The sequence below is a fragment of the Arthrobacter sp. KBS0703 genome, from assembly GCF_002008315.2.
Classification (GTDB): Bacteria; Actinomycetota; Actinomycetes; order Actinomycetales; family Micrococcaceae; genus Arthrobacter.
In genome coordinates, this window is sequence record NZ_MVDG02000001.1 from 2,134,034 (window position 1) to 2,149,334 (window position 15,301).

At 67.9% G+C, this 15,301-nt stretch carries 15 protein-coding genes; 6 read left to right on the forward strand and 9 right to left on the reverse strand.

Going from position 1 to position 15,301, the window contains the following annotated elements:
- The first annotated feature begins 4 nt into the window (after positions 1-4).
- Together B1A87_RS10115 and B1A87_RS10120 are read left to right on the forward strand one after the other, a co-directional pair.
- A complete protein-coding gene (locus B1A87_RS10115; protein ID WP_078026820.1) occupies positions 5-676 on the forward strand; it encodes a TrkA family potassium uptake protein in 672 nt (223 codons plus the stop codon).
- Positions 677-1,450: a TrkA family potassium uptake protein gene (locus tag B1A87_RS10120; RefSeq protein WP_078026821.1), complete on the forward strand. Its 774-nt coding sequence runs from the start codon at positions 677-679 to the stop codon at positions 1,448-1,450.
- On the opposite strand, the gene B1A87_RS10125 is transcribed toward B1A87_RS10120, so the two are convergent.
- The 4 genes from B1A87_RS10125 to dut all read right to left on the reverse strand — a co-directional run bounded on the left by B1A87_RS10125 (position 1,417) and on the right by dut (position 3,954).
- Complete coding sequence (locus tag B1A87_RS10125; protein ID WP_078026822.1) at positions 1,417-2,175, reverse strand: DUF3159 domain-containing protein; 759 nt, start codon at positions 2,173-2,175, stop codon at positions 1,417-1,419. The genes B1A87_RS10120 and B1A87_RS10125 overlap by 34 nt on opposite strands.
- Positions 2,172-2,576, reverse strand: coding sequence for a hypothetical protein (locus tag B1A87_RS10130; protein WP_078026823.1), 405 nt, complete (start codon positions 2,574-2,576; stop codon positions 2,172-2,174). Before B1A87_RS10130 ends, B1A87_RS10125 begins: the two co-directional genes overlap by 4 nt.
- On the reverse strand, positions 2,569-3,282 hold the full coding sequence (locus tag B1A87_RS10135) for a DUF3710 domain-containing protein (RefSeq protein ID WP_078026824.1): 714 nt from the start codon (positions 3,280-3,282) through the stop codon (positions 2,569-2,571). The genes B1A87_RS10130 and B1A87_RS10135 overlap by 8 nt, the downstream gene beginning before the upstream one ends.
- Positions 3,283-3,408: 126 nt before the next feature.
- Complete coding sequence (gene dut / locus B1A87_RS10140) at positions 3,409-3,954, reverse strand: dUTP diphosphatase (protein WP_078026825.1); 546 nt, start codon at positions 3,952-3,954, stop codon at positions 3,409-3,411.
- Positions 3,955-4,062: 108 nt separating this feature from the next.
- On the opposite strand from dut, the gene B1A87_RS10145 reads away from it, so the two are divergent.
- Positions 4,063-4,551: a DUF3093 domain-containing protein gene (locus B1A87_RS10145; RefSeq protein WP_078026826.1), complete on the forward strand. Its 489-nt coding sequence runs from the start codon at positions 4,063-4,065 to the stop codon at positions 4,549-4,551.
- Between the two features lie 44 nt (positions 4,552-4,595).
- Here the strand turns inward: B1A87_RS10145 and B1A87_RS10150 are convergent, their stop codons facing one another.
- Positions 4,596-4,895, reverse strand: a complete 300-nt coding sequence (locus B1A87_RS10150) for a DUF4193 domain-containing protein (protein WP_078026827.1) — start codon at positions 4,893-4,895, stop codon at positions 4,596-4,598.
- Positions 4,896-5,155: 260 nt separating this feature from the next.
- Between B1A87_RS10150 and sepH the strand changes: the two genes are divergently transcribed.
- Entirely contained in the window at positions 5,156-6,562 is a 1,407-nt protein-coding gene (gene sepH, locus B1A87_RS10155; protein WP_078026828.1) for a septation protein SepH, read from the forward strand.
- Here sepH and B1A87_RS10160 read toward each other — a convergent pair.
- The 4 genes from B1A87_RS10160 to B1A87_RS10175 all read right to left on the reverse strand — a co-directional run bounded on the left by B1A87_RS10160 (position 6,559) and on the right by B1A87_RS10175 (position 12,024).
- Entirely contained in the window at positions 6,559-7,275 is a 717-nt protein-coding gene (locus B1A87_RS10160; RefSeq protein WP_078026829.1) for a thymidine kinase, read from the reverse strand. The genes sepH and B1A87_RS10160 overlap by 4 nt on opposite strands.
- Positions 7,268-8,476 carry an alkaline phosphatase family protein gene (locus B1A87_RS10165; protein ID WP_395940233.1) on the reverse strand — a complete coding sequence of 403 codons (1,209 nt, stop codon included), beginning with the start codon at positions 8,474-8,476 and terminating at the stop codon, positions 7,268-7,270. The genes B1A87_RS10160 and B1A87_RS10165 overlap by 8 nt, the downstream gene beginning before the upstream one ends.
- A 70-nt stretch (positions 8,477-8,546) precedes the next feature.
- Positions 8,547-9,290, reverse strand: coding sequence for a DUF5998 family protein (locus B1A87_RS10170; RefSeq protein ID WP_078026831.1), 744 nt, complete (start codon positions 9,288-9,290; stop codon positions 8,547-8,549).
- A gap of 43 nt (positions 9,291-9,333) precedes the next feature.
- Positions 9,334-12,024 carry a bifunctional GNAT family N-acetyltransferase/acetate--CoA ligase family protein gene (locus B1A87_RS10175; RefSeq protein WP_078026832.1) on the reverse strand — a complete coding sequence of 897 codons (2,691 nt, stop codon included), beginning with the start codon at positions 12,022-12,024 and terminating at the stop codon, positions 9,334-9,336.
- A gap of 56 nt (positions 12,025-12,080) precedes the next feature.
- Here B1A87_RS10175 and B1A87_RS10180 point away from each other — a divergent pair, with 56 nt between their 5' ends.
- Entirely contained in the window at positions 12,081-14,591 is a 2,511-nt protein-coding gene (locus B1A87_RS10180) for a DNA topoisomerase (ATP-hydrolyzing) subunit A (protein WP_078026833.1), read from the forward strand.
- A gap of 35 nt (positions 14,592-14,626) precedes the next feature.
- Entirely contained in the window at positions 14,627-15,145 is a 519-nt protein-coding gene (locus tag B1A87_RS10185; RefSeq protein ID WP_078026834.1) for a DinB family protein, read from the forward strand.
- The last annotated feature ends 156 nt before the right edge of the window (positions 15,146-15,301 follow it).

Sequence of the window (15,301 nt, forward strand, 5' to 3'; positions counted from 1 at the left end):
CAGTGTGGCGCACTTCGTGATCATGGGTTGTGGACGCGTAGGGGCAACCCTGGCGCACACGCTGGAGGATGCAGGCCATTCCGTGGCCATCATCGACCAGGATGACCGCGCATTCCGCCGGCTCCGTTCCGGCTTCACCGGCCGGAAAGTGACGGGCGTCGGCTTTGACCGTGACACGCTCAAGCAGGCCGGTGTCGCCGACGCGTACGCCTTCGCCGCGGTGTCCAGCGGCGACAATTCCAACATCCTCGCCACGCGGGTGGCCCGCGAAACCTTCCATGTACCGCACGTCGTCGCCAGGATCTACGATCCGGGCCGTGCCGAGATCTACCAGCGCCTGGGCATCCCCACAGTCGCGGCAGTGCGCTGGAGCGCCGACCAGGTCCTCAGGCGGATCCTGCCGGAACAGCACCTCGCCGGTGACTTCCGCGAGCCGTCCGGCCGCCTGGTGCTGGCCGAACTCGAACTGGATCCCGCCTGGATCGGCCATACCGTGTCCTCGATCGAGAAGGCCGCCGATGTCCGCGTCGCGTACCTGACCCGGTTCGGCGAAGGCGTCCTTCCTTCCCCCGGCACCTCGTACCAGGAAGGCGATACCGTCCACGCCATGCTGCGTGTGGACCGCAGCGCCGAAGTGGCCCATGTTCTGGCCAAAGCACCCGCCAAGGAGTCTTAAGTGAAAGTCGTCATCGTCGGAGCCGGAAGCGTGGGCTCCTCGATCGCCCGTGAGCTGCTTTCCCACAAGCACGAGATCCTGCTCATCGATCTCAAACCGGAAGTCATTGGCCGGAGCGGGCTGCGCGGGGCGCACTGGCTGGTCGGTGACGCGTGCGAGCTCAGCACCCTGCAGGACGCGAAGCTCGACGACGCGGATGTGGTGGTGTCGGCCACGGGTGATGACAAGGTGAACCTCGTCGTGTCACTGCTGGCCAAGACCGAGTTCGGCGTCGGGCGCACCGTGGGGCGCGTCAACAACCCGAAGAACGACTGGATGTTCAATGATTCCTGGGGCGTCGACGTCGCCGTCAACACGCCGCAGCTCATGACGGCCCTCGTGGAGGAAGCGGTGGAGATCGGAGACCTCGTGCGGCTGCTCACGCTGCAGACCGGAGTGTCGTCGCTCGTGGAGTTCACGGTGCCCCATGACTCGCACGCGATCGGGCTGACCGTGGGCGACATCGACTGGCCGGAGGACTCGACGCTCGTGGCCATCCTGCGGGACCAGGCCCCGATTACCCCCAGCCGGGACGACGTGATCGACGGGGGCGACGAACTGTTCTTCGTCACCACCATCGCCGCGGAGGACCAGCTGCGAGAACTCCTGTCACCCGGTTCCAGCGTAGGATCCGGCGCCGGTGAAGAGTCAGCAGGGGAAGCCGGGGCGCAGTTGCCGGCCGCCGTGCAGACCCGGCTGGATCAGTCGCCGGAGGCTGACGGCTTCGACGGCTGAACCGCGGCAACGCCCGCGGGCCGGGTGACCAGCCAGGCCAGCCATACGCCCAGGATGTACAGCGGCGCACCCATGATGAGCCTCGTGGTTGCCAGCGCCGCCAGGCCGTCGGGGCCCATCAGATACAGCGGCACCTGCACCAGCAGGCGCAGGGCAAGTACGCCGACGATGATCCACGTGCCGAGCCGGTAGGCGCGGACCCTGGCAGGGTGCCGGCGCCAGTCCAGCCCCTCGTTCCGGATAAAGCCGAACAGCAGCCCGGCAATGGGCCACCTGACGGCAATGGAGATCACCATCGCGACGATGTAGGCCGCGTTGGTGAGGAATCCGGGCAGGTAGAAGTCCTCCGCCTTGCCGGTGCTGTTGGCGAACCACGCGGAGATGGCGACGCCCACGATCCCTGCCAGGGCCTGGGTCAGGGGGCGGCGCTGCACGAGCCGGACCACGGTAAACACGGCTGCTGCGCCGAGGGCCGCGATGAGCGACGGCGTCAACGCACCGGTCGCGGTGAAAGTAATGAGGAAGACCAGCCCGGGCAGGATGCTCTCCGCGATGCCCTGGTAGCCGCCGGCGCTCTTGAGCACGTCGATGCGCCCGTCATCGGTACGGTGCAGGCCGGCTTTGGACGCATACCCTTCGGCCAGCCCGGCAAAACCGGGAGCTTCCGGCGCCGAGTCCGGCTCCGGCCGTCCAGTACCCCGGTCCGGGTTCTCGGGCAAAGTCATTGGTTCTCCTGGTGGGACAGTATTTCGTAGCGGGGGTTGAAGATGGTGGGCAGTCCGTCCCGTACCGTCAGCATGCCTTCGAGCCGCAACTCCGTTCCGGCATCGATGCCCGGAATGCGGCGGCGCCCCAGCCAGATCACCCGCAGGCGGTTCCGTCGCCCGGACGAAGGACGGTTCCTGCCGGCACCGGCAGGGGCCTGGGACGATTCCGCGGGGGCGGGTTCGGCGGGCCGGGTCCGGCCCGGACGGTCGTGGTCCGTGACAATCGCGGTGAACGCCGCCACCTGCGTTGCCGGCGCGTACGTCACGGATTCAATGAAGCCCTCGCAAAGGACGCGCCCCCGCTCCGGCAGTCCGCTGATGTGTACTGCCGCGCCCGGGGGTTGGCTGGTATCAACCAATCTGGGTGATCTCCGGACCGCGTTCGGGCTGCTCGAACTCCGGCGCTCCGGGCGGCACCGAGCCCGTGGCATCCTTGGGGAGCCGCAGCTGCAAGAGGTCACGGGGAGGCATGGGGTTGTCGCCGCGGATCACAACGATTTTACGGAACAGATCCTCCAGGCCGGCTGCCGCACCGCGGTCAATCGCTGCTTCGCCGCCGAATACCCCGCGGAGGAACCAGCGGGGACCGTCGATGCCGATGAACCGGGCAACGCGGTAGCCCTGGCTGCCGTCGGCAGCTCCGGCCGGCAGCTTGGCCACCAGCTCCGTGCCGAAGTCACCGGTGACTTCCTCCACCTGGCCGCCCTGGCTGCCCACGGACTGGCCGATCTGTTCGCGGATTTCCTCCCAGAGGCCTTCCGAGCGCGGCGCAGCGAAGGCCTGCAGCTGCAGGCTCGAGCCGTCCAGGTCCATGGTCACTGCCACGACCCGCTGCGTTGCCTCTTCGACCTCAAGCCTCAGCTGGAGACCCTCACGCGGTGCAATGAGGAGGGCGCCGAGATCCACGTAGCCGTCGCGGCTGCTGATCTCGGAGACATCGAAGGGGCCGGTGGCGCTGCGGCCGTCGGCGGCGTCGTCAGCTGAATCGGCCGCGATGTCCGCCTGGACGTCCTCAGGCTCTGCCGCCTCGTGCTTCTTGGCTTTCCTGCCACGCCCAAAAACCATGGGTTGTCTCCTTAGTTGTGATCTTGCCGCGCCAGCCCCGCAGGCGCCGCGTCATGTCTTGCTGACCGCCGGCGGCGTCGCGGGAGGCTTCGCCCTCGCGGAACGCTCGGGGTGTCCGGTGTGAAGCTAGGCGTCCGGAACGTTGAAGCCGCCCGTGGAGCCGAAGCCTCCGGCACCGCGGACGGAGTCGTTCAACTCCCCCACGGCGACGAACTGCGCATGCTCCACGCGCTGGATGACCATCTGTGCAATTCTATCGCCGCGGCGCAGTTCTATTGCCTGGTCACGGTCGGTGTTTAGCAGCGTCACGGCGATTTCGCCGCGGTACCCCGCATCGACGGTGCCCGGCGCGTTAACCACCGTCAGCCCGTGTTTCGTGGCGAGGCCCGAGCGCGGGTGGATGAGGGCCACAAAGCCGTGCGGAAGGGCGATGGAGACGCCGGTCGGCACCAGCCGCCGCTCGCCTGGCTGCAGCACAACATCCTCGCGGGCCCGCAAATCGGCTCCGGCGTCGCCGGGGTGGGCGTAGGACGGTGCTTCCAGGCCGGCGTCGAGCATTTTCAATTGAACCTGCACAGTTGGCGACCCGAACCCTGCGGGAAAGGGCTCTGCCGGGCCGGCGGGTGCCGCTGCATGCGGCGGAGGCGTAATAGGCGTTGTTTCGTCAGTCACAGTCCCTCACTCTATCGCCCGCGCGGTGCATACTCCTACCGGCCGCGGGGGCGTCGGCGCCGTACCGCGCGGGATGAAAAGACTCGGCAAAGGTGGAAAGCTGGGTGCATGCCCGATTCAAGCGCAGCCATGCCTGCCCACCACCAGTCCTCCCCCGATGAGACCGTTCTTTTCAGCGAAAAGCTGTGGCCCGGCGTCTGGATCTGGGTGGTCGCGGCGGGCATCGCCGGCGCCGGCATCCTGGTCTTTGCCCCCATCAGCATGGCGGCCGGGATCACGGCTGCCTGCGTGCTGTTTGCCATCGAGGCGGTCCTGCTGATTGTGTCCACCCCTGCCGTGACCGTGACGGCAGGGCGGCTCCAGGTGGGCCGGGCCAGCATTGAGCGCAGCCTCACGGGACAGGCGTCCGCCTACCGCGGCAGCGAGGCGACGGCGGAACGCGGCACGCGCCTGAACGGCCTGGCATACCTTTGCATCCGCGGCTGGATCGATCCCGTGGTGCGGATCGAGATCACCGACCCCTCGGACTCCACTCCCTACTGGCTGACTTCCACGCGCCGCCCGGACGAACTCGTGGCCGCGCTGACGGGAAAATAGGCAGACGGAAAAAATAGGCAGGTCGGCAGCCTGGCCGGTGGGGCCTAGCCTTCGCAGTCCTTGCAGTACAGGTGGCCGTCCTTTTCGCGGGCGATCTGCGAGCGGTGCCGGACCAGGAAGCATGAGGAACAGGTGAACTCGTCAGCCTGGGCGGGCATGACGCGGACCAGCAGCTCTTCACCGGACAGGTCCGCCCCGGGCAGCTCGTATCCTTCCGCGAGATCGGCTTCATCCTCTTCGACGACTGCCGTCGGTTTGTCGGCGCGGCGGGTTTTCAGCTCCTCGATCGAGTCCTCGTTGAGGTCCTCTTCGGATTTCCTCGGCGCATCATAGTCTGTCGCCATGGTCTGCTGTTCACGCTCCGTCGACTCGCTTGATTAATTCACCGTACACAACACCGAACACGTGCGATTTGTGCCCGATCACGGGCACATTTTTCCCTAAGCCGCAAGGAAAAGCCAGAGTCCAGCCGAAGACTGGCGATGCCTTGGCCCCACGGCACCGAAAGTCCCGGAATATCGCGGCGCGCCCTCCGTCCTAACAGGAAATGACCGCCTTGGGTGGCAGAGTTTCGATTGATAGTAATGCCAGGGTGGAGGATTGTATGCAGGATCTACGGCTTGTAGGCGTCCACGACGACGGGGAGCATCTCCTGTTAAGCGGCACCGGCGGCGAAATGTTCCAGTTGCCGATCAACGAAGCATTACGGATGGCGGCCAGCCGGCCCTCGGTGAGGACATCGGCGGCCAGTGTTGTGGCCATGTCCCCCCGCGACATCCAGGCCAGGATCCGCAGCGGCTCCACGGCTGCGGAGGTGGCGGCGGCTTCCGGCATGCCGCTCGAAAAAGTTGAACGTTACGAAGGCCCGGTCCTGGCCGAGCGCGAATACGTCGCCCAGCAGGCCCGCAAGGTGGAAGTCGCTTCGCCGGCCCCCGGCCACGACATCTACCGGTCGGCGTTCGGTGACAACCCCGCCACACTGGCCGACATGGTGGCCCACCGGCTCACCGCGCACGGCATTGATTCGTCCTCGCTTGAGTGGGACTCCTGGCGGCGTCCCGACGGCACCTGGACTGTAGTGGCCCGGTTTGAGGTCGCGCCGGGCGGTCATGCCAGCATCGGCGAAGAACCCCCGGCCATGTGGACGTTCAATCCCTCGCGCAAGTCCCTGCAGAACGCCAACCGTTGGGCGCAGCAGCTCAGCGAGCTGGAGCCCCTGGACGGGCCGGTGCCCGCCCGCCGGCTCTCCGCCGTCTCAGACCGGCCCTTTGATTTCGAAACCGATGCCGAGGCCGCAGCCCGCACCGGAGCAGAGCAGCAGAAGGACCCTGACGGGCTCCTGGACATGCTGCGCTCCCGGCGGGGCCAGCGGATCGGTGTTGACGAAGATGGCGATGACGCCCTCGCCCTGCTGCTGACCAACGGCGTCCCCGCGGCCCACCCGAGGCCTTCCGAAGTTCCTGCCGCCGTCGACACCGACCCGGAGCCGGAAGAGCAGGAACAGGGCCCGGCCGAAGGGGATCTGTCCGATTCCCCGGCCGCCCAGTTTGGCCAGCCGGGCCGCAGGCGCGATGGCCGGCCCTCGATGCTCTCCCGCCTCAGCCTTGCACCCCAGCACCAGGATTCCGACGACGATTCCCTGAAGCTGCACGACGGCGTCAGCACGGACACGCGGGAAATCACCATTGTGCCGTCCCGGCTGCGCCCAGTCAGCACTGCGGGTAAGGACACCGCCGCGGTTTCCGCGGCGGGTTCGGCAGCCGACGACGCTGCGGCGGACCAGCCTGCCGAGGCCCCGCAAAGGCCGGCGGCCGGCAACGTCGGGTTGGACGAATTGCTGGGCCGCGGTACTCCGCGCCGCCGGCTGGAAGCCAACCGGACACAGCCGGGCCAGGGAACCACGCCCCGCCCCGACCAAGAACGCGATGAACCCGAACGCCAGCCATCGAGGCCGAAGCGCTCCAGCGTTCCCAGCTGGGATGAAATCGTCTTCGGCACCCGGGGCGACTAAGCGGTCCTGTCGCCGGTCCCGTGCCAGAGGCATGCATCAACCTCGAACGGCAGCAACTGGTCCTGCTGGGCCATGATGTTGGCTCCGTGGGCGGTGACGCGGCGCATGAAATGGCGCCGGCACAGTGTCTCGTAGCCGACTGCCGGCATGTGGCCGGTCTCCGCGGACACCGCATCGCCTGCCATGTCGACGTCGCCCACCACCACCTGCGCACCTTCCATCACCATGACGCCGTCCACTGTCCTGGCGTTGTGCGTGGCGCGGCGCCCGCACCAGCACAGGGCTTCCACTTGGAGGACCTGGACGCGGTCCGCAAGTTCAATCAGCCGCTGCGATCCGGGGAAGAGCCGCGTGCGGAAATCTGCGGTGATCCCGAAAGCAAAGACGTCGACGTCGATCTCGTCCACCACCCGGGCAAGCTGCTCCACCTGGGCCGGCGAATAGAACTGGGCTTCGTCGCAGATGAGGTAGTCAACGCGGATCCCCCGGGTGCGGCGGAGCACCACTTCGTCCCAGAAATCGGTGGTGTCCACGACCTCGACGGCGTCCGTCTCCAGCCCGAGGCGGCTGGAGATACGGGACCCGCCGGCGCGGTCGTTGCGGCTGAACCGCACTCCGCCGCGTCCGCGGGCGCGGTGGTTGTAGTCCATCTGGAGCGCCAGTGTCGATTTTCCGCAGTCCATGGTGCCCGAGAAAAAGACGAGCTCAGCCACGGGCTCCCCTCCGGCCGGCGGGCTTCCCTGCCGCCTTGAAGCAAAGCAGCGGAACTTCCCGTTCCGCCTTGGTCAGGGAGCCGTGCTGACCCACCACCTCCAGGGCGGTCGCCCGCACGCGGCGGGTGTCGTACAACGCCAGGGCATCGCGGGCGGCGATCATCACATCCCCCACGCGCCCGGCAACTTCCGGCCGGACCGGGCCGAAGAGTCCGGCAGCCAGGGCTTCTTCCCGGGTAAAGGCCCAGATCCTGTCGCCGAACCGGCCGCGCCAGGCGTCCAGCAGCCGCTGCCGGGCGTTCCCGTCGGCACCGTCTTCCAGGTACAAGTGGACCATCCGCGGCTCGCCGGCCGTGTGCCGGACCCCGGCGACCAGCGCAGGCTCGGCGGAATAGTCGATGCGCTGGGCCTCGGCGACGTCAAGCATTCCGTGATCGGCTGTGACCAGGACTGTGGTCCCGGTAGGGAGGGTGGCGTCCAGGCGTTTGACGGTGGCGTCCAGCTCTTCAAACTGATGCTCCCACTGCGGCGATTGGGAGCCGTAGCGGTGGCCGGCCTTGTCGAGGTCGTTCAGGTAGAAGTACATGAGGCTCGCGTCCGCCCCGGCCATCGCCTCGGCGGCGGCAGCGGTCCGGGCGTGCGAGGTGGTAGCAGAGATGAACCTGCCGCCGCGGAGCGCCGCGAGGGTCATGGGCGAGCTGCCGAACTGCGGAAGGCTGACGGTGGCGACGTCAACGTGCTCCGCCGCGCGCTCGAAGACCGTGGGGAAGGGCTGCCATTTCAGCGGGTCGACGCCGGCATCCCAGTTGCCCAGCATGTTGACCACCTTGTCCTGGGCCGGGTCCAGGACGTCGTATCCCACCAGTCCGTGCTGGCCGGGAGCGAGCCCCGTGCCCAGGCTGGCCAGGGAAGCCGCCGTGGTGGAGGGGAACGCGGAATCCAGCCACACGGGGACTGCGCCCTGCCCCTGCTGCATGATTCCGCGGAGGAAGGGGGTATGGGCGGACTTCTGCTTGAGCAGGCTGCGGCCCAGCCCGTCTGCGAGGACCACACAGATGCGCTTGGCCGGCGGCAGGCCCAGCGCGTTCTCGAACCCGTCCACACCCAGGCTGGCCGCCGCGCTGCTCAGTACTTCAGCGACCGAGCGGCGCCCGTAGGCCGGGGCGGCGGGCAGTTCAGCCGCTGCCGGTTGCGACTGCACGGCCGCGGATAGCTGCGGGGAAAGTGTTGACCGGGTGGCGGAGGAGGGCGTTTCGTGTTCCGGCCCCATCTCAGCGCTGGTGCCCGCGGCTCAGGCGGTTCGAGAACACGCCCATGCGGGGACGCGGCTGGGGTACGGGCAGCCCGTGCGGAACAGGGGCGGCGGACGCGGTGTTGACGGCCCGGAGGGCACGGGCAAACAGCTTGGCGTCCTGGACCGCCTGCAGTCCGTCCGCCTCGGCGCTGATGCGCAGGACGATGTCCTCCTGGGCGATGGTTCCGCTGTACCCGTGGTCGGCCTCGCACTGCGGATCGCCGCAGCTTGCCGGGCCCATGTCGAGCCGCTGCCCGCCGGACCAGGCAATGGAAAGGGTCACTTCGCGGACCGGATCCGACGGCTTGTAGTTCTGCGGCTGCGAGTACATGTAGCTCAGCACCACCGAACGGATCTGGGTCACGGGCACGGACTCCGTGGAAATCTGCGCGACGATCTGTTCGCCCGCCTCATCCAGCTGCTGGTCGTCAACGTGGGTGATCACCAGCATGTCGTCGGTGAGTACCAGCACGGTGATGTGCCGCCGCACCTCGGCGCGGTCAAAATGCGTCTCCAGGTGGACGAGGTGGGCCACGCAGTCGCGGCCGTCCAAGGCGTCATCGACGACGTCGGCCACCAGCCGGGGGTAGAAGCCGGCCTGCTGGAGCGCGCCTTCAAGGCTCTGGCCCTGGGCGCTGTGGTTGTGTGAGCCGTGGTGGAAAACCTGCTGCGGGCTGTGGTCGGGCGCTTGAGGCTTCGAGGTGGGAGGCTGGGAGCTCATTTCCCCATTTTCACAGATCGGCTTGGCACATGCTAACCCGGCGTCAACTGCGCATGGCCCGCCGTGCGCTGTCGGTCCGCTGCGCGGCGTTGCCGATCCGGACGTCGGCGGCCAGGATGAACGCCCCCTGGGGGGTGGCCTGGACGGGGTTGAACTCCACGAGGGCAATTTCCGGGTGGGCGTCCTTGAGCCGGGCCAGCCGTGCGGCCAGGTCCTCGAGAGCTGATACGTCCACGGCGGGCAGGCCCTGGTAGCCGAAGAGCTTGCGGGACGCCCGCGGGCTGCGGATGAACTCCCGCAGGTCGGCGGCGGACAGCGGCGGCACCCGGTGCGCCCAGTCGTCCAGCAGGTTCACCGCGTCGCCCGCCAGCCCGAAGGAGACCACGGGCCCCAGCAGCGGGTCCTCGATGGCCCGGAACGTGCAGGCCTGGCCCACCGGCGCCATCGCCTGGACCTCCAACGAGGACGAACCGTACGGCTCAAGGGCGCGGCGCATCTGGAGGATGTTCAGCCGCAGTGACTCCGCGTCCTGGATGTCCAGCCGCACGCCGCCCAGGTCCAGCCTGTGCCGCAGGGTCGGATCAGTGGTCTTGAGCGCCACCGGCCAGCCCAGTTTTCCGGCTGCCTCCACGGCCTCATCGGCGGTGTCGAAGCCGGCGGCGGGCAGCACGTCGATTCCGTAGTGGCCCAGCAGGCGGGCGGCGTCCGCGGAATCCAGTTGCTTCAGCTGTTCACCGCTGACGTCGGCCAGCAGTCGCTCGAGATCGGCATGGGCGGCTTCCGCGTCGCACCCGTCGGGTTCCGCAAAGAGGCCCTGGTCCCGCCCCGCCCACTCGGCGTAGCGCACCACCGCTGCCAGGGCGGCGACGGCGGCTCCGGGGTTTGAGTAGCACGGGACCGGCGACGTGCCGGCGTCCGCCGCCACCATTCCCTCGACGTACACGGACGGGTCCAGGATGCCGGTGAAGGCCGCGACCACGGGCTTTCCCGCCTCGGCCGAAGAGTCGGCCAGGACCCGGGCGATGTTCTCCACGGTCAGTCCCCGGGCCGGAAGGAACGCTACCACCGCCGCGTGCACTGACTCCCTGGCCAGGACCTCCCGCAGCCTCTCCCGCAGGGCCGGCAGCGCGAGCGACATGCCGGCGTCGAGGTCCAGCTCCGCGACAAGTTGTTCCACACCGAGGCCGTGGGCGGACGCACTGTCCGCCACCACCTTCCCCAGCGCCCCCGAGTTGCTGAAGACCGCCACTCCGGCGCCCTTGGGCAGCGGCTGCCCGGACACGATCTGCGCGACGTCCATGAGCTGCTCGATGGTCTCCACGCGGATCACGCCCGCCTGGCGCATCATCGCATCCAGGGCATCGGCGGGGGCCTGCGTGGTCCGCACGGCATGACCGGGCGGAAGCTGCAGGCCCATGGAGTCGGACTTGGCCACGATGACGGGTTTGGTCAGGGCAAGCCGGCGGGCCAGCCGGGAGAATTTGCGCGGGTTGCCGATCGACTCCAGATACAGTCCCACGGCAGTGGTGTCGGCGTCGTCCTCCCAGAACTGCATCATGTCGTTGCCGGAAACGTCGGCCCGGTTGCCGGCGGAGAGGAAGGTGGAGATGCCCGCGCGGCGGCGGCTGGACGCCGCGTACAGCGCCACCCCGATGGCCGCGGACTGGCTGAACAGCCCCAGTCCGCCGCGCCGGGCCAGGCTGGGCGCCATGGAGGCGTTGAGGGAGACGGCCGGATTGGTGTTGACAATGCCCAGCGACGCGGGCCCGATCACCCGCATGCCGTTGGCCCTGGCCTGCCGGACAAGGGCCCGCTGGCGCGCCAGGCCGCGCTCACCGTCCTCGGTGAAGCCTGCCGAGGCCACAAGGACTCCCTTGACGCCGGCGGCTGCGCAATCATCCACCACCTTGGGGACTTCGTCGTACGGGACGGCGACAATGGCCAGCTGTACGGGCCCGGGCACTTCGGAGAGCCGGCCGAAGGACAGCATTCCGGCAAGCTCAAACGCCTCCGGATTGATGGCGTAGACGGGGCCGGTGAATCCGCCCTCAATGATGTGCTCCAGGAACTGGTACCCCACCTTGCCCCATTTGCGGCTGGCGCCGATCACGGCCACCGACGACGGCGCCAGCAGGTCCCGCACGCTCCTCGCCTCCGCGCGGTGCTCCCGGGATTCCATCACGGCGCGCGATTTGTCGGTGGGGTCGATGTTGAATTCCAGGCTCACCACGCCGTCGTCGAAATGGCGCTTGACGTCGTAACCCGCGTCGGAAAAGACCATCAGCATCTTGCGGTTCTCGGGCAGCACCTCGGCGCTGAACCGGCGGATCCCGTTTTCCCGGGCGGCTGCCGCCAGATGCTCGAGCAGGATGGATCCGATGCCGCGGCCCTGGTGGGCGTCGGCGATGTTGAAGGCCACTTCCGCCTCCGCGGGATCGTCCAGCCGGTCGTAGCGGCCGATCCCGATGATGTCCCCGCCGATGGTGATCACCAGCGCCACCCGGTCCCTGTAGTCCACCTCCGTGAACCGCTTGAGCTCCTTGCTCGAGAGCCTGGCCTTGAACGCGAAGAACCGCATGTAGATGGAGTTCTGCGACTGGCCCGTGTGGAACGCCTGCACCGCGTCAGAATCGGACGGGTGAATGGGGCGCAAGTGTGCCGTCCCGCCGTCCCGCAGGACGACATCGGCTTCCCAATATTCCGGATATACGCCGTCCGCGGGCTGATCCACCATAGGCTTAGCCTAGCCAAGACTCCCGAAGTGCACCCCAAAAAGGATTTACCAGCCCCATGGCCCGCCGCCAGAATTCAACCCCCGCAGGGGAAACCGTCCAGGACTACGTCGAAAACATCGTTGACATAGACGTCACTTCCGAGATGGAAGGCTCGTTCCTCGAGTACGCCTATTCGGTCATCTACTCGCGGGCCCTGCCCGACGCCCGGGACGGCCTCAAACCGGTCCAGCGGCGCATTCTGTACATGATGAGCGAGATGGGCCTGCGGCCGGACCGGGGCCACGTCAAGAGCGCCCGCGTGGTGGGCGAGGTCATGGGCAAGCTCCACCCGCACGGTGACACGGCCATCTACGATGCCATGGTCCGCATGGCCCAGGACTTCTCGCTGCGGCTTCCGCTGATCGACGGCCACGGCAACTTCGGATCGCTCGACGACGGCCCGGCGGCGCCGCGGTACACGGAGGCCCGCCTCGCGGCGGCGGCGCTCACGCTGACGGACCACCTCGACGAAGACGTGGTGGACTTCGTCCCGAACTACGACAACCAGCTCACCCAGCCGGAGGTCCTGCCGGCAGCGTTCCCCAACCTGCTGGTCAACGGTGCCACGGGCATCGCCGTCGGCATGGCCACCAACATGGCCCCGCACAACCTCGTGGAGGTCATCTCCGCGGCCCGGCACCTCATCGCCCACCCGGATGCCACGCTCAAGGACGTCATGCAGTTCGTCCCGGGCCCGGACCTTCCCACCGGCGGGCGGATCGTGGGCCTGGACGGCATCCGCGACGCCTACGCCACCGGCCGCGGGTCCTTCAAGACGCGCGCCAAGGTGGAGGTGGAACAGTTGTCCGCCCGCCGGACCGGCCTTGTGGTCACCGAGCTGCCCTACATGGTGGGCCCGGAGAAGGTGATCGAAAAGATCAAGGACGCCGTCAACGGCAAGAAGCTCGCCGGCATCAGCGACATCGTCGACCTCACAGACCGCAAGCACGGCCTGCGCCTGGTGATCGAACTCAAGAACGGCTTCAACCCGAACGCCGTGCTCCAGCAGCTCTACCGCTACTCGCCGATGGAAGACTCCTTCGGCATCAACAATGTCACGCTCGTGGACGGGCAGCCGCAGACCCTCGGCCTGCTCAAGCTGCTGACCGTCTACGTGGACCACCGGATCGACGTGGTGCGGCGCCGGACAGCGTTCCGGCTCGGCAAGAAGAAGGACCGCCTGCACCTGGTGGAGGGCCTCCTCATCGCCATCGTGGACATCGACGAGGTCATCCAGATCATCCGGTCATCCGACGAGGTGTCGGCAGCCCGGGAACGGCTGATGTCCATCTACGACCTCTCCGAGGTCCAGGCAAACTACATCCTGGAACTCCGGCTTCGCCAGCTGACCAAATACTCCCGGATCGAACTCGAGAAGGAGCAGGACCAGCTCCGCCGGGAGATCGAGGAACTCGAAGCCATCCTCGCTTCCGACGAGCTGCTGCGCGAGCTGGTGTCCGGGGAGCTGGCGGAAATCGCCGAGAAGTACGGCACCCCGCGGCGCACCGTGCTCCTCGAATCCGAGGCCGTCTCCCCCACCGTCGCGGCCGCGGCGCTCCCCGGGATCAAGGGCAAGGCGGCCCCGCTGGCCCTCGAAATAGCGGACGATCCCTGCTGGGCCATTCTTACGGCGTCGGGCCAGATCGCACGGACGTCCAACCAGGACAGCCTCGCGGAAGCCGGGCCGCGCTCGAAGCACGATGTATTCCGTTCCGTGGTCAAGACCTCGGCCCGCGGCGAGATCGCGGCGGTCACTTCGCAGGGGCGCATGCTGCGCATCCAGGTGATGGACATGCCGGTCCTACCTCCGATGTCCGGCCTGCCGAACTTGGCAGGCGGAGTGCAGGCCAGGGACTTCATCACGCTGCTCAAGGGGGAATCCCTCGTGGCCTTCGCACCGCTGGACGAGGTGCTGGCGATCGGCACCGCCCAGGGCGTGGTCAAGCGTGTGCAGCCCGACTATCCCCTGAACCGCGAGGACTGGGAGGTCATCGCACTCAAGGACAAGGACACCGTAGTGGGCGTTTCGCCTGCGGGATCCGACGACGCCGACCTCGTGTTCCTCACGGGGCAGGCCCAGCTTTTGCGGTTCAGTGCGGCCAACGTCCGGCCGCAGGGCCGGACCGCAGGCGGCATGGCGGGCATCAAGCTGGCGCCCGGCGACCAGGTGATGTTCTTCGGCGCCGTCGCCCCCGGTGACGACGCCGCCGTCGTCGTCACGATTTCCGGCACCGACGGTGCCCTGCCGGGCACCGCGCCGGGGGCCGCGAAGGTCACGGCTTTCTCCGAGTACCCCGTCAAGGGCCGCGCTACCGGCGGGGTCCGGGCGCACCGGTTCCTTAAGGGCGAAGACACGCTGCTGCAGGCATGGGCGGGGCACGGCCCGGCGAAAGCCTCGTCCCTCGCCGGAGTTGCCCGGTCCCTCCCACAGGAGCACGGCCGGCGCGACGGTTCCGGCATCCCGCTGTCCCAAGCGGTGGAGGCAATCGGGCCCAGCATGACCTGGGCCGACGAGCAGCCCGCCTGACCGGCGCCGGGCCGGATCCGGCCTACACTACTGCCATGCCTATCATCCCGGATGAAAAAGACTGGACGTGGGTCCTGTCCCGCCCGTGCAGCGACTGCGGATTTGATGCCTCCACCGTTACGCCGGCGACTGTTCCCGGCAGCGTCGAAAACATGCTGCCCCGCTGGCGCGCCGTACTCCGCCGGCCGGATGCCGCCGAACGCCCCGATGACAGTACGTGGTCGCCGCTGGAGTACTCCTGCCACGTCCGCGATGTCTTCAGCCTCTTCGACCAGCGCCTGAACCTGATGCTGGGCCAGGACAACGCTGAGTTTGCGAACTGGGACCAGGACGCCACCGCGGTGGAGAAGGATTACGCCAATGCGGACTCCGCCGTGGTGAGCGCCGAACTCACCGCGGAAGGCGAGCAGGTGGCTGCCTCCTTCGCCCGCGTTGCGGAGTCGCAATGGGGCCGGACCGGGCTCCGCAGTAACGGCTCGGAGTTCACCGTGCTGACACTGGCGCAGTATTTCCTGCACGACGTCGTTCACCATCTCCACGACGTCGACGGCTGACCGGGCCCGCCAGGAAACAATTCACTGCCCCCGGACCATTGCCTGTTGCGGCGCCGGTGAATAGTCTTTGGCTTGGGAGTGTCCGTCAAACCTGATTGGGGGGCGGCTTGAACGGTCTTCGCCTCGGGGGACACTGCCGTTAAGGGCTGGCTCCAC

Bases quoted from the DNA above. Each gene is read 5' to 3' on its own strand.
- B1A87_RS10125 (WP_078026822.1), bottom strand. From the start codon at position 2,175: ATGACTTTGCCCGAGAACCCGGACCGGGGTACTGGACGGCCGGAGCCG.
- B1A87_RS10135 (WP_078026824.1), bottom strand. From the start codon at position 3,282: ATGGTTTTTGGGCGTGGCAGGAAAGCCAAGAAGCACGAGGCGGCAGAG.
- B1A87_RS10145 (WP_078026826.1), top strand. From the start codon at position 4,063: ATGCCCGATTCAAGCGCAGCCATGCCTGCCCACCACCAGTCCTCCCCC.
- B1A87_RS10150 (WP_078026827.1), bottom strand. From the start codon at position 4,895: ATGGCGACAGACTATGATGCGCCGAGGAAATCCGAAGAGGACCTCAAC.
- sepH (WP_078026828.1), top strand. From the start codon at position 5,156: ATGCAGGATCTACGGCTTGTAGGCGTCCACGACGACGGGGAGCATCTC.
- B1A87_RS10170 (WP_078026831.1), bottom strand. From the start codon at position 9,290: ATGAGCTCCCAGCCTCCCACCTCGAAGCCTCAAGCGCCCGACCACAGC.
- B1A87_RS10175 (WP_078026832.1), bottom strand. From the start codon at position 12,024: ATGGTGGATCAGCCCGCGGACGGCGTATATCCGGAATATTGGGAAGCC.
- B1A87_RS10180 (WP_078026833.1), top strand. From the start codon at position 12,081: ATGGCCCGCCGCCAGAATTCAACCCCCGCAGGGGAAACCGTCCAGGAC.
- B1A87_RS10185 (WP_078026834.1), top strand. From the start codon at position 14,627: ATGCCTATCATCCCGGATGAAAAAGACTGGACGTGGGTCCTGTCCCGC.